The sequence below is a fragment of the Paraburkholderia sp. BR10872 genome (genome assembly GCF_040965835.1).
GTDB classification, from domain to species: Bacteria; Pseudomonadota; Gammaproteobacteria; order Burkholderiales; family Burkholderiaceae; genus Paraburkholderia; species Paraburkholderia nodosa_A.
On record NZ_JBFRCN010000010.1, the window covers coordinates 49,664 to 62,280 of the forward strand.

Annotated in this window: 9 protein-coding genes; 2 read left to right on the forward strand and 7 right to left on the reverse strand. The window is 66.0% G+C overall.

Going from position 1 to position 12,617, the window contains the following annotated elements; all coding sequences use genetic code 11:
- Positions 1–17: 17 nt before the first annotated feature.
- The 3 genes from hcp to AB4Y43_RS10775 all read right to left on the reverse strand — a co-directional run bounded on the left by hcp (position 18) and on the right by AB4Y43_RS10775 (position 3,833).
- Positions 18–1,685 carry a hydroxylamine reductase gene (hcp, locus tag AB4Y43_RS10765; RefSeq protein WP_368727791.1) on the reverse strand — a complete coding sequence of 556 codons (1,668 nt, stop codon included), beginning with the start codon at positions 1,683–1,685 and terminating at the stop codon, positions 18–20.
- A 280-nt stretch (positions 1,686–1,965) separates the two neighbouring features.
- Positions 1,966–2,508 (reverse strand): single-stranded DNA-binding protein, encoded by a 543-nt coding sequence (locus AB4Y43_RS10770; protein ID WP_069265232.1) that lies wholly within the window; start codon positions 2,506–2,508, stop codon positions 1,966–1,968.
- A 149-nt stretch (positions 2,509–2,657) separates the two neighbouring features.
- Entirely contained in the window at positions 2,658–3,833 is a 1,176-nt protein-coding gene (locus AB4Y43_RS10775; protein ID WP_069264810.1) for an MFS transporter, read from the reverse strand.
- A gap of 219 nt (positions 3,834–4,052) precedes the next feature.
- Between AB4Y43_RS10775 and uvrA the strand changes: the two genes are divergently transcribed.
- On the forward strand, positions 4,053–6,944 hold the full coding sequence (uvrA, locus tag AB4Y43_RS10780) for an excinuclease ABC subunit UvrA (RefSeq protein WP_368727792.1): 2,892 nt from the start codon (positions 4,053–4,055) through the stop codon (positions 6,942–6,944).
- A gap of 112 nt (positions 6,945–7,056) precedes the next feature.
- Positions 7,057–8,142, forward strand: coding sequence for an AI-2E family transporter (locus tag AB4Y43_RS10785; RefSeq protein ID WP_069264815.1), 1,086 nt, complete (start codon positions 7,057–7,059; stop codon positions 8,140–8,142).
- Positions 8,143–8,172: 30 nt separating this feature from the next.
- On the opposite strand, the gene AB4Y43_RS10790 is transcribed toward AB4Y43_RS10785, so the two are convergent.
- From AB4Y43_RS10790 to narJ, 4 genes are all read right to left on the reverse strand, one after another.
- A complete protein-coding gene (locus AB4Y43_RS10790; protein WP_368727793.1) occupies positions 8,173–8,868 on the reverse strand; it encodes a response regulator in 696 nt (231 codons plus the stop codon).
- Positions 8,869–8,940: 72 nt separating this feature from the next.
- Positions 8,941–10,950, reverse strand: coding sequence for a type IV pili methyl-accepting chemotaxis transducer N-terminal domain-containing protein (locus tag AB4Y43_RS10795; RefSeq protein WP_368727794.1), 2,010 nt, complete (start codon positions 10,948–10,950; stop codon positions 8,941–8,943).
- A gap of 271 nt (positions 10,951–11,221) precedes the next feature.
- Complete coding sequence (gene narI, locus AB4Y43_RS10800) at positions 11,222–11,905, reverse strand: respiratory nitrate reductase subunit gamma (protein ID WP_368727795.1); 684 nt, start codon at positions 11,903–11,905, stop codon at positions 11,222–11,224.
- The gene (gene narJ, locus AB4Y43_RS10805) at positions 11,902–12,603 is read right to left on the reverse strand and encodes a nitrate reductase molybdenum cofactor assembly chaperone (RefSeq protein ID WP_368727796.1); all 702 of its coding nucleotides are present in this window, start codon (positions 12,601–12,603) and stop codon (positions 11,902–11,904) included. The genes narI and narJ overlap by 4 nt, the downstream gene beginning before the upstream one ends.
- Positions 12,604–12,617: the final 14 nt, after the last annotated feature.

Here is a 12,617-nt window from a genome sequence, read left to right on the forward strand (position 1 = left end):
GACGTTCTCACCCGCGCTCAAGCGGCCTTGCGAGCGAGCGCCGCGGCGAGGTCCGCTTGCGCTTCGCCGATCGGCGAAATGCCGAACTGCTCGACGAGGATGTCGAGGACATTCGGCGTGAGGAAGGCGGGCAACGTCGGTCCGAGATGGATGTTGCGCAGGCCGAGCGCGAGCAGCGTGAGCAGCACCGCGGCGGCCTTCTGCTCGAACCACGACACCACGAGTGTGAGCGGCAGGTCGTTCACCCCGCAGTCGAAGGCCTTCGAGAGCGCGATCGCGATCTGGATCGCCGAATAGCTGTCGTTGCACTGGCCCAGATCGAGCAGGCGCGGAATGCCGCCGATGTCGCCGAACTGGTGACGGTTGAAGCGGTACTTGTTGCAGCCGAGCGTCATGACGACGGTGTCGTCGGGCGCGCCCTGTGCGAACTCGGTGTAGTAGTTGCGGCCCGGCGCGGCGCCGTCGCAGCCGCCGATCAGGAAGAAGTGGCGGATCTGACCGGCCTTCACCGCGTCGATCACCTTGTCGGCCACGCCGAGCACCGTGTTGCGCGCAAAGCCGATGGGGATGGTTTCCTCCGGCGTCGTTTCGCGGAAGCCCGGCAGCGCGAGCGCGGCCTGCACGACCGGCGCGAACGCGTGATGCTCGAGATGGCGCACGCCGGCCCAGCCTACCGGCCCTGTCGTAAAGATGCGCTGGCGGTACTGCGGCAGCGGCTCGATCAGGCAGTTGGAGGTCATGAGGATCGGGCCGGGGAAATGAGCGAAGTCCGATTGCTGGTCCTGCCATGCGCCGCCGTAGTTGCCTGCCAGATGCGGATAAGCCTTGAGCTTCGGGTAAGCATGCGCGGGCAGCATTTCTCCGTGCGTGTAAATCTGCACGTCGGTGCCCTGGGTGGCTTCGAGCAGCGCCTCCAGATCGCCGAGGTCGTGGCCCGAAACCAGGATGGCTTTGCCCGCCGCGGGCGTCACGCGCACGGCAGTGGGTTCGGGCATGCCGAAGCGGCCCGTGTTTGCCGCATCGAGCAGTTCCATGACCTTGAGGTTCAGGTTGCCGAGGGCGAGCGCATGTTCAAGAAGATCGCCGGCCTGCGTGGGTTCGCTCGCGAGAAACACGAGCGCCGCCTCCACGCCCGTGTAGACCTCTTCGCTCTCGTATCCGAGCACGCGCGCGTGATGAGCGTAGGCACACACGCCTTTGAGGCCGTAGAGCACGAGGGCGCGCAAGCCCACAACGTCCTCGCCTACCTTCGGCAGCCCGGCCTTGATGCCGACGAGCGCGGCCTGCGCCTGCAGTTCGGCGAGATCGTTGCCCGGTTGCCAGAGCGCGGCGCCGCCCGGCTGCGCAACGGCGACGCCTTGCGCGAGCGCGAGCGCATCGCAGGTCGACTTCACGCGATCGCGGTGTTGCGCCGCCTCGCGCAGCATCGCCACGAATCGGCTGGCGCTAAAGTTGACGTTGGTGAGCGTTGTGAACAGCGCGTAGAGCATGAAGCGGTCGGCTTCGCGATCGGGGCTGCCGAGGCCGCGCGCGAGCGCGCCATACTGTGCGATGCCCTTGGCCGCGTAGATCAGCAGGTCCTGCAGATCCGCAGTCGTGGCGTCCTTGCCGCAGTTGCCCTTGGCCGAGGCACAGCCCGGTATGGCCTGGGTGCGGTCGGTCTGTTCACATTGATAGCAAAACACGGCTTACTCCTTTTCCTTGTGGGGTGACGGCGCGAGCCGTCTTGTAAGATGCAAAATCAATGCATCTTTTAAATGGTCGCGCGCCGGCGGGAGTTTTGCCGTGACAAAAATCAGAAAACGTGTCGCTTGAGGCGGAGAATTGACTGTGTGCGCGAAAACGTCGCAGCGGGTCGGCGCTCGACTCGCGTGGTTCGCTCGGTCCGCACGCACAAATGAAAAACCCCGCCTCGACCGTGAGGTCGAGCCGGGGCTTCAGGTCCTGCCGATCCGTTCGAACGCTTTAGAACGGAATATCGTCGTCCATTTCGTCGAAGCCGCCGCCAGCCGGCGCGTTCGAACGGCCGCCGCCTGCGCCGCCGCCGGCACCGCCACCGCTCGAACGCGGCGCGCCGCCACCGCCCGAAGCACGGCCGCCGCCGCGCGGTGCGGACTGCTCACGGCTGTAGCCGCCGTCGTCGCCCATATCGCTGCCCATCGAGGCGCCGCCGCTGCGGCCGCCCAGCATCTGCATCTGGTCGGCGACGATTTCCGTCGAGTAACGGTCGGTGCCGTCCTGCGCTTGCCACTTGCGCGTGCGGATGCGGCCTTCGATATACACCGACGAACCCTTCTTCAGGTACTCCGAGACGATCTCGGCCAGGCGCCCGAAGAACGACACGCGGTGCCATTCGGTCATTTCCTTGAACTCGCCGGACGCCTTGTCCTTGTAGCGGTCGGTCGTGGCGAGGCGAATGTTCGCCACGGCGTCGCCGCTCGGCAGATAGCGCACTTCCGGATCGGCGCCGAGGTTGCCGACGAGGATCACCTTGTTCACGGATGCCATGAATTTCTCCTGTTTGATTCCGTTGCGAGGAGCGGCCGCGCGGTGCGCGCCGGCGAGCGCCTGATGTGTCATGCGCCTTCGCCGGTCGCGGACCGCCTCCGCGAATTGCGTTGCTGTGAACCGCTGGTTCTAACTCAGGCCCGCCCGGGTCAAGCCCGCGTGGCTTCTGCCCGCTTGGGCGGCGCCTTCATATTGGCCGCGATTATAAGCCAGCACAAGACGAGCCCCGAGCACGTGTAAAAGACGGCGCTCGCGCCCTCGTGCTTGAGGATCCATCCGCCCACCACGCCGCCGAGCGCGAGCCCGATCGACTGGGTGGTGTTGTACACGCCCGTGGCCGCGCCCTTGCGGTTGCCCGGCGCGAGCTTCGACACGAGCGAAGGCTGCGAAGCCTCCAGGATGTTGAAGCCCAGGAAGTACACGAACAGCACGGCCGACACGATGACAAGTGTATGCGCGAGCGAGCCGAGCAAAAGCTGGCCGATCAGGATAAGACCGATCGCAGAAACGAGCACGGCCTTCATCCTGCCCCGCTTCTCCGCGACGATGATGGCGGGCACCATCATGACGAACGCGAGGCCCATGACCGGCAGGTAGATCATCCAGTGCGACGCGACCGGCAGGCCCGCGTCCACGAGCAGGCGCGGCACGACGAGAAAGAGCGCCGTCTGCGTGGCGTGCAGCACGAGCACGCCGAAGTTCAGGCGCAGCAGCTCCACGTTGTGCAGCACCTCGGCGAACGGGGCGCGCACGTGCACGGGCTTGCTGGGCGCGTCGGGCACGACCCAGATCACCACGCCCACCGCGAGGATCGAGAACACCCCGACCAGCGCGAACAGACCGCTCATGCCGACCCAATGGAACACGATCGGCGCGCCGACGATAGCCACGGCGAACGACATGCCGATCGAGCCGCCCACCATCGCCATGGCCTTGGTGCGGTGCTCCTCGGCCGTCAGGTCGGCGATGAACGCCAGCACGGCCGACGACACCGCGCCCATGCCCTGGATCACGCGCCCGACGATGATCCACATCATGTCGTGCGCGCCCGCCGCGACAAAGCTGCCGATCGCGAAGATGACGAGGCCGGTGGCGATGACGGGCTTTCTGCCCACCATGTCCGAAACCCACCCGTAAAAAATATAGAGAAGTGACTGCGTGACGCCGTACGCGCCGAGTGCGATGCCGACCAGCAGCAGGTTGTCGCCGCCGGGAATGGTTTTCGCGTAGACGGAAAACACCGGCATGATCATGAACAGACCGAGCATGCGCAGCGCGAAGATCGCCGCCAGCGAGACGGTCGCGCGCAACTCGGGCGCGCTCATGCGTGAAGAGGTAGCGGGTGAATTGGAGGACATCGGAGCGTTATGTGTTTGGACCGCATGTGCCCGCACGTTGTTGACCGGGACGCCCCCTGACGCGCCTCTTTCGAGGCCCTTGCACTTGCCGCTCCGGGCCCTTTCAAAGACCGTCAGCAAGCCGTAACGGCGGTCTGGAAAAGTCGTTATAGTAGCAGGTTTGGTTTCCCTTTCTCCCGCAGGTTCATGGAACAGATCCGTATCCGTGGGGCCCGAACCCACAACCTGAAGAACGTCAATCTGGACCTGCCGCGCCACAAGCTCGTGGTGATCACCGGGCTTTCCGGCTCGGGCAAGTCCTCGCTGGCGTTCGACACGCTTTACGCGGAAGGCCAGCGCCGTTACGTGGAAAGCCTGTCGGCCTACGCGCGCCAGTTCCTGCAGCTCATGGAGAAGCCCGACGTCGACCTGATCGAGGGTCTGTCGCCGGCTATTTCCATCGAGCAGAAGGCCACGTCGCACAACCCGCGCTCGACCGTCGGCACCGTCACCGAGATCCACGACTACCTGCGGCTGCTTTACGCACGCATCGGCACGCCCTACTGCCCGGACCACGAGATTCCGCTCGAGTCGCAAAGCGTCTCGCAGATGGTGGACGCCGCGCTCGCCCTCCCCGAAGAAACGAAGCTGATGATCCTGGCTCCCGTGATCGTGGACCGCAAGGGCGAGCACGCCGAGCTGTTCGACGACATGCAGGCGCAGGGTTTCGTGCGCTTTCGGGTGCGCTCGGGCGGCGGCACGGCCAACGAAGGGGAAGCGAAGATCTACGAGGTGGAGTCGCTGCCCAAGCTCAAGAAGAGCGAGCGCCATACCATCGACGTGGTGGTGGACCGCCTGAAGGTGCGCCCCGACATGAAGCAGCGCCTCGCGGAGTCGTTCGAAACCGCGCTGCGTCTGGCCGACGGCCGCGCCATCGCGCTCGAAATGGACACCAACCGCGAGCATCTCTTCAGCTCGAAGTTCGCCTGCCCGATCTGCTCGTATTCGCTGCCGGAGCTGGAACCGCGCCTCTTCTCGTTCAACAACCCGATGGGCGCGTGCCCCGAGTGCGACGGTCTGGGCCAGATCACGTTCTTCGATCCGAAGCGCGTGGTCGCGCACCCGTCGCTGTCGCTCGCGGCGGGCGCCGTGAAGGGCTGGGACCGGCGCAACCAGTTCTACTTCCAGATGCTGCAGAGCCTCGCCGCGTTCTACGACTTCGACATCGACACCGCGTTCGAGGACCTGCCGGAGAAAGTGCGCAAGACCCTGCTCTACGGCTCCGGCAAGCAGGAGATTCCGTTCTCGTACATCAACGAGCGCGGCCGCACTTCGGTGCGCGAGCATGTGTTCGAAGGGATCATTCCGAACCTCGAGCGCCGCTACCGCGAGACCGACTCCGCCGCCGTGCGCGAGGAGCTGTCGAAGTACCAGAACAACCAGGCCTGCCCGCACTGCGAAGGCACGCGCCTGCGCCGCGAAGCGCGTTTCGTGCGCATCGGCGCGGGCGAAGAGGCGCGCGCCATTTATGAAGTGAGCGGCTGGCCGCTGCGCGACACGCTCGGCTACTTCCAGACGCTGCACCTCGAAGGTGCAAAGCGCGAGATCGCCGACAAGGTGGTCAAGGAAATCGTCGCGCGCCTCATGTTCCTCAACAACGTCGGGCTCGACTATCTCTCGCTCGAACGCAGCGCCGAGACGCTTTCCGGCGGCGAGGCGCAGCGTATCCGCCTCGCCTCGCAGATCGGCTCGGGCTTGACGGGCGTGATGTACGTGCTCGACGAGCCGTCCATCGGCCTGCACCAGCGCGACAACGACCGCCTGATTTCCACGCTCAAGCATCTGCGCGACCTCGGCAATTCGGTGATCGTTGTCGAGCACGACGAGGACATGATCCGCATGGCCGACTACGTGGTCGACATGGGTCCGGGCGCGGGCGAGCACGGCGGCATGGTGATTTCGCAAGGCACGCCAGGGGAAGTCGAACACGATCCGGCTTCGATGACGGGCCAGTACCTCTCGGGCGCGCGCCGCATCGACTATCCCGACGAGCGCATCGAGCCCGGCGAGCGCCGCCTGCGCATCGTCGAGGCCTACGGCAATAATCTCAAGCACGTGACGCTCGACCTGCCCGTCGGTCTTTTGACCTGCGTGACGGGCGTCTCGGGCTCGGGCAAGTCCACGCTCATCAACGACACGCTTTATCACGCGGTGTCGCAGCATCTGTATGGATCGTCGGCGGAACCTGCGCCGTTCGAGGCGATCGAGGGCCTGGAGCACTTCGACAAGGTCATCAACGTCGACCAGTCGCCGATCGGGCGCACCCCGCGCTCGAACCCGGCCACCTACACGGGCCTCTTCACGCCCATCCGCGAACTGTTCGCCGGTGTGCCGGCCGCCAAGGAACGCGGCTACGAGTCGGGCCGCTTCTCGTTCAACGTGAAGGGCGGCCGCTGCGAAAGCTGCCAGGGCGACGGCGTGCTCAAGGTGGAAATGCACTTCCTGCCCGACGTGTACGTGCCCTGCGATGTCTGTCACGGCAAGCGCTACAACCGCGAGACGCTGGAGATTCAATACAAGGGCCGGAACATCAGCGAAGTGCTCGACATGACGGTGGAAGCCGCCTACGAGTTCTTCAAGGCGGTGCCGGTGGTGGCGCGCAAGCTCAAGACGCTGCTCGATGTGGGCCTCGGCTATATCCGCCTCGGCCAGTCGGCCACCACGCTCTCGGGCGGCGAGGCGCAGCGCGTGAAGCTTTCGCTCGAGCTTTCCAAGCGGGACACGGGCCGCACGCTGTATATACTCGACGAGCCGACCACGGGCCTGCACTTCCACGACATCGCGCTTTTGCTCGAAGTGATTCACCGGCTTCGAGATCAGGGCAACACGGTGGTCATCATCGAGCATAATCTCGATGTAATCAAAACCGCCGACTGGGTCGTGGACATGGGACCCGAAGGCGGCGCGGGCGGTGGGCAGATCGTGGCCCAGGGGACGCCCGAACAGGTGGCGAAGTCGAAGGCAAGCTTCACGGGCCGCTATCTCGCGCCGCTGCTCAAGCGCCAGATCGCCGCGCTGGACACGGCCTCGGGCAAATGACCCGCCAGGCGGGCTGACGACCGGGCCGGAAATTTAGCAGTAGAAATAGCTGCAGCAACAACGGGGCAGGGGCGCGTGCGCCCCCGAAGTTTGGAGACGGAATACACCCAACATGGTCAAGCGCAACGAAGCGACGGAAGATAAACAGGTGCGCGACCTGCGGCCACGGCCGGTCAGGCTCACGAGCGACATGAGCCTGCCGAAGCTTTCGGCAGTGGAAATCGGCAGCTATGTGGCCGCGCTCGCCGGCATGCTGGCGGTGCTGCACCTGAACCTGCTCGGCGCGCTGCTCGCGGGCATGCTCGTCTTCCAGCTCGTTCATACCATTTCGCCGCTCATCGAGCGGCGCATGTCGAGCAGCCGCGCCCGCTGGCTTTCCGTGGTGCTGGTTTCCATCGTGATCGTGGGCGTGCTCACGGGGCTCACCGTGGGCGTCATCGAGCAGTTCGAAAACGACGTGCCGAGCGTGCAGAAGGTCATGGCGCAGATGATGACGTTCGTCGACCAGGCGCGCGGGCGCATTCCCGAGTCCATTGCCGCCTATCTGCCCGTGGACGTCGCCCAGATGAAGCTCAAGGCGCTCGCGCTCATGCACGAGCACGCCACCCAGCTCGGCCAGGGCGGCAAGAACGCCGCGCGCATCTTCGGACATATCGTGATCGGCATGATCATCGGCGCGATCATCGCCATTGGCGCGCAGAAGAACGCCACCCGGCTGCCGCTTTCGACCGCGTTCGTCGCGCGCGTGTCGCGTTTCGCCGACGCGTTCCGCCGCATCGTGTTCGCGCAGGTGAAGATTTCGGCCATCAACACGGTGTTCACCGGCCTCTTCCTCCTGCTCGCGCTGCCGTTGTTTCACGCGCCGCTGCCGCTCGCGAAGATGCTGGTCGTGGTGACCTTCGTGGTGGGCCTGTTGCCCGTGATCGGCAACCTGATCTCGAACACGCTGATCGTCGCCATCGCGCTCACCGTGAGCCTGCCCGCGGCGGTCACAGCGCTCGTGTTCCTCATCCTGATCCACAAGCTCGAATACTTCCTGAACGCGCGCATCGTGGGCGGCCAGATCGAGGCGCGCACGTGGGAGCTGCTCGTCGCGATGCTCGTGATGGAAGCGGCGTTCGGCATTCAAGGCGTGGTCGCCGCGCCGATTTTCTACGCGTATATCAAGCGCGAACTGATCTATCTGCGGCTCGTCTGAGCCCGTTTTTCCCAGGCCCGCGCGCGGCCTTCAGCGCCCGCGCGGCTCGCCGGGCACGTCGGTCATGCCGTCGTGCCCCATCGCGTAGATCGCCACCTGCACGCGGCTCGTGAGATTGAGCTTGCGCAGAATGTTGCGCACGTGAATCTTCACCGTGCTCTCCGCCAGGTCGAGCGCACGCGCAATCTCCTTGTTGCTCGCGCCGCGCGCCAGTTCGCGCACGATGTCGCGCTCGCGCGCCGTGAGCGCCTCCGCGCTCGCGCGCGCGGCGCCAGGCGTGCCGCTTGCGCCGGTCGACTGCGCAGGCTTGCGCATCTGCTCCACGAGCTTCGCCGTCATGTGCTCGGTAATCACCGGCTGGCCGCTCGCGGCCTTGCGGATCGCCGCGACGAGCGCGTCGGCGTCGATGCTCTTGAGCAGGAAGCCACGCGCGCCCTCGCGCATCGCGGCGGTGAGTTCGTCGGCTTCCTCGGAGACGGTGAGCATCACGACCGCCGTGTCCGGCAGATCCTCCACCAGCAGTTGCAGCGTTTCGAGCCCGGAGAGACCCGGCATGTTGAGGTCCAGCAGGATGACGTCGGGCAGGTGCTGCTTCGCGCGCTTGACGCCTTCCACGCCGTCCGACGCCTCGCCGACCACTTCCAGGTCAGGCTGGCGCTGCAGGAGCGCACTCACGCCCGAGCGAAAGAGCGTGTGGTCGTCGATAAGCAGGATGCGTATGGTCATGGGGATCGTTGTTTTGTCGCGATGTCTTCTGATTTTGATCGTAACGCCATCGACGAGGTTCATTGGCCATATTTACGCGGCCATGCGGCTCGCGGCGGGCAATACCAGTTCGACGCGCGCGCCGCGCCCCGGCGCGCTCTGCAGCGTGAGCACGGCGGCAAGACGTCGCGCGCGCTCATGCATGATGTGGAAGCCCACGTGCGATTCGCCACGCGAGGCGATATCGGCGGGATCGTAGCCCACGCCGTCGTCCTCGATCGTGAGGCGGAAGTCGCGCGCGTTCACGACACTCACCTGTACGTGCAGCGCCTGCGCATGCTTGCGTGCATTCGAGAGCGCCTCCTGCAACACGAAAAGTACCTGCAGCTGCTGGTCGGGCGGCAGCGGCGGCCCGTCTTCGTCGCGATAGTCGAGCGTCAGCTCGGCGTCCGACTGGCGGCGAAAGCGCGCCACGGTGTCCTCCACGGCGAGGCGCAGCTTGCCTGGGCTGAGCTTCGTGCGGAAATTCAGCAGCAGTTCGCGCACGTCGTCGTAGCTCTCCTCTACGCCGCCCGCGAGCAGCGGCACGATCTCGCGAATCTCGTCGAGATCGCCCTGCTGCGCCGCCCCATCGAGCAGGTGCACCTGCATCTTCAGGAAGCTCAGGCCTTGCGCGATGCTGTCGTGCAGCCCCTGAGCGACGAGATTGCGCTCCTCGGACACGGCGAGCTGGCGTCCGAGCGCCACGAGCCGCCGGTTCATGAGCGCGACGCCCAGGTGGCGGCCGAGCGTCTGGAGCAGCTGGACGCCCGAAGGCGGAATCTCCCGCTCGCGCCGGAAGTGCAGCGAGAACGTGCCGAGCGTCTCGTTCTGCGCGACGATGGCCGACACCGCGACGCTCAAGAAGCCCGCCTTCAGGCAGCGCTGCGTGAAAGCCCCGCTCAAGCCGCTTTCGCCGCTTTCTCCGCCGGCCGCGCGCGTGCCCGGCTGTGCCACCAGGCCGAATACGACCGGCGCCTCGGCCGTGGCACCGCCGCACGCACAGTCCGCCGCCGGCATGCACTGCTCTGCGCGCGTGATCGATTCGGGCATGCCTTCCGAGACGAGCAGATGCAGATTGCCGTCGTCAGGCGAAACGACGCGCACCGTGCCGCCGTCGGCGTCGAATTCGCGCATGACGCGCGTGAGGAAATCGTGGCACAGGCTTTCCGCCGGGCCCGGCGTGTTGAGAAACGCCGCCATCTCGTAAAGCGTGGCGAGTTCGCGGTTTTGCGCGGCCAGTTGCGCGGTCTTGGCGTCCACGCGCCCGGCAAGGTCCCGGTACAGCGCCTGCAGCTCCGCGACCATGCGGTTGAAGCCTTGCGTGAGATGGCCGAACTCGTCGTACGTTTCGACCGGCAACCGCGTGTCGAACTCCCGCGCCTCGATGCGCGCGAGCCCGTCCTGCAAGCGCTGCACAGGCGCCACGAACCACTGGTAAAGCAAATAGACGATCGCCATCGTGCCCACGCACGACAGCGCCGCGAGCGCGACCTGCGAAATGCGCAGCCACGCGGTCTTGCGCGCATTCTCGCGCTCGATCAGGCTGACGAGCCGGTTCGCGTCGTCGACGAAACCGGGCAGCAGGCCGATATACATCGAGGGCTCGCCCCCGCTGGCGGCGAGGTCGCTTAGCGCAGCGGGCCTGAGCGTGTGATTCCAGGCAGACGCGACGCGTTCGAACTGCGCATGGATGCCGGCGTCTGCGGGAAGAAAGAGCGGGCGCGCCGGATCGCCGTCGCGCAATTCGCGCAGCGTCTCGTCGAGTTGGTGCATCTGCGCGTCGACTTGCGAGGGCTGGCCGGTGCGGGCTTCCCATAGCGCGATCGCCACCGCGTTCGCGCGCATGCGCAGGCTGCCCGCGTCGTTGATCGCCGCGCCGCCGCCTTCGAGCTGCCAGGAGAGCCAGAGCGTGCCGCTGATCATCGCAAGCACGAGCGCCAGCGCAACCGTGGAGAGCACAACGATGCGCGTGGAGAGCCGCTTCGGGAACGGCGCTTCGTGCGCGCCGGAGGATACGGCGGAAGCGGCAGATGCGGTTGCGGAATCGGAAGACGGAGTCATGGCCGGGACCGGGAATCGGCTGCGCCGAAGCGGCGGCGCCTGTATCGACATTATCGGACCGAGTGCGGCCGATCGCGCGCTATGTCGCGGTCTGCACGGCCAACTGCGACACTATGCGTCAGGTCAGCTGCCTCCCGGGCGAGTCCTGGCGAACCACGTCGCGCCGCCCCTGACCTGGGCGCATCGCGAAAAAAAGCGGGGAATGCGAGTGGGTCTCGCTCCCCGCAATGAACGGCCATCCCCACGGCCGTCCAGAGGCAAACGTTGGCCGCTAGCGGCTGCGCACGAGCTGCCAGGCGCGCGACAGATAGGTGATCGAGGCGAACCCGCTCCACACGTGCACGAGCCGCGTGAACGGGAAGATCACGAACAGCGTCATGCCCATGAAGAGGTGCATGCGGAAGATGAGCGGTGCTTCTGCCACGTAGCTCGCTGCGTCGCCGCGGAACGTGACGATGTGCTGCGCCCAGGTCATGAGCCGCACCATCATCGCGCCGTCCATGTGGCTCGCCGATTCGCCGATGGTGCTCAGCCCGAGCAGCAGCGTGACGAGCAGCCACAACAGCAGCACCTTGTCGCCCACGCGCGTCACGGCCGAAACGCGGGCATTCGAAAGCCGCCGGTGCAGCAGGATCGCGAGGCCCACCAGACACATCGAGCCCATCACGCCGCCCGCGACCATCGCCACGAGCTGCTTGACCGCGTGCGGCACGCCGAGCCAGTCCCACACGGCGACGGGCGTGAGCAGACGGAACAGATGCCCGAAGAAGAGCCCGAGCACGCCGACGTGAAAGAGGATATTGCCGAGCCGCAAATGTCCGCGATAGAGCAGCTGCGAGCTGTCCGCCTTCCACGTGTACTGCTCCCGCTCGAAGCGCGCGAGGCTGCCGAACAGGAAGATGGCGGCGGCAATATATGGATAGATGCCGAACAAAAACTGATTGAACGTGTTCATGGCGATTCCTTTGCGCAGGCAGCCGCGGTGGTCGCAGTGGTCGCGGCAAACTGCGCTCGCGGGTGGAATTGAACGACCTGCGGCGAGTTGCTCGCGCCGAACGCGTGCACGAGCGGCTCCACGCCGTCCGCGCCGGTGCCGAAGCGTTCGAGCGCCTCGTCCATGTCGCGCACGGGGGCGTCCACGAGCGGCAGCGGCTCGACATCGGTCAGCTCGCACAGCACCGTGAAGATGCCCGCGTACGGGCTTTCGCTCTTCTCGAGCTGATTGCCGAGCGCCGCGAGCACGTGAATCGCCTCGCCCAGCAGCGCGCGCACCTCGTCCTCGCCAATCAGGCCGAGCACTTCGAGAAAGAGCGGCACGTAGTCGGGCAACTCGCTCGTCGCGACGTCGAGGCCATGGCTGCGGTATTCGTCGAGCAGATCGACCATCGCCTGGCCGCGCGCGCGGCTCTCGCCGTGCACGTGCTCGAACAGATGCAGCGAGTGGCGCGGATTGCGGTCGAAGGTGGCCACGTACGCCTCCTGCGACTCGACGAGCGAGCGCTCGCGCAGCGCCGCGATGAGCGGCGCCAGTTCGCGCGCTGCGAATGCACCGTTCGGCAGGGCCTCGAGCGCGGCTTCGATCTCGTCGAGCGCGTCGAGCAAGGGCTGCTCGGGATAATCGAGCAGCGCGGAGAGAACCGGATAAATCGACATGATGATGCCCTCCC

Excerpts from the sequence above, each read along its gene's own strand:
- AB4Y43_RS10770 (WP_069265232.1), bottom strand. The coding sequence starts at position 2,508 with ATGGCATCCGTGAACAAGGTGATCCTCGTCGGCAACCTCGGCGCCGAT.
- AB4Y43_RS10775 (WP_069264810.1), bottom strand. The coding sequence starts at position 3,833 with ATGAGCGCGCCCGAGTTGCGCGCGACCGTCTCGCTGGCGGCGATCTTC.
- uvrA (WP_368727792.1), top strand. The coding sequence starts at position 4,053 with ATGGAACAGATCCGTATCCGTGGGGCCCGAACCCACAACCTGAAGAAC.
- AB4Y43_RS10785 (WP_069264815.1), top strand. The coding sequence starts at position 7,057 with ATGGTCAAGCGCAACGAAGCGACGGAAGATAAACAGGTGCGCGACCTG.
- AB4Y43_RS10790 (WP_368727793.1), bottom strand. The coding sequence starts at position 8,868 with ATGACCATACGCATCCTGCTTATCGACGACCACACGCTCTTTCGCTCG.
- AB4Y43_RS10795 (WP_368727794.1), bottom strand. The coding sequence starts at position 10,950 with ATGACTCCGTCTTCCGATTCCGCAACCGCATCTGCCGCTTCCGCCGTA.
- narI (WP_368727795.1), bottom strand. The coding sequence starts at position 11,905 with ATGAACACGTTCAATCAGTTTTTGTTCGGCATCTATCCATATATTGCC.
- narJ (WP_368727796.1), bottom strand. The coding sequence starts at position 12,603 with ATGTCGATTTATCCGGTTCTCTCCGCGCTGCTCGATTATCCCGAGCAG.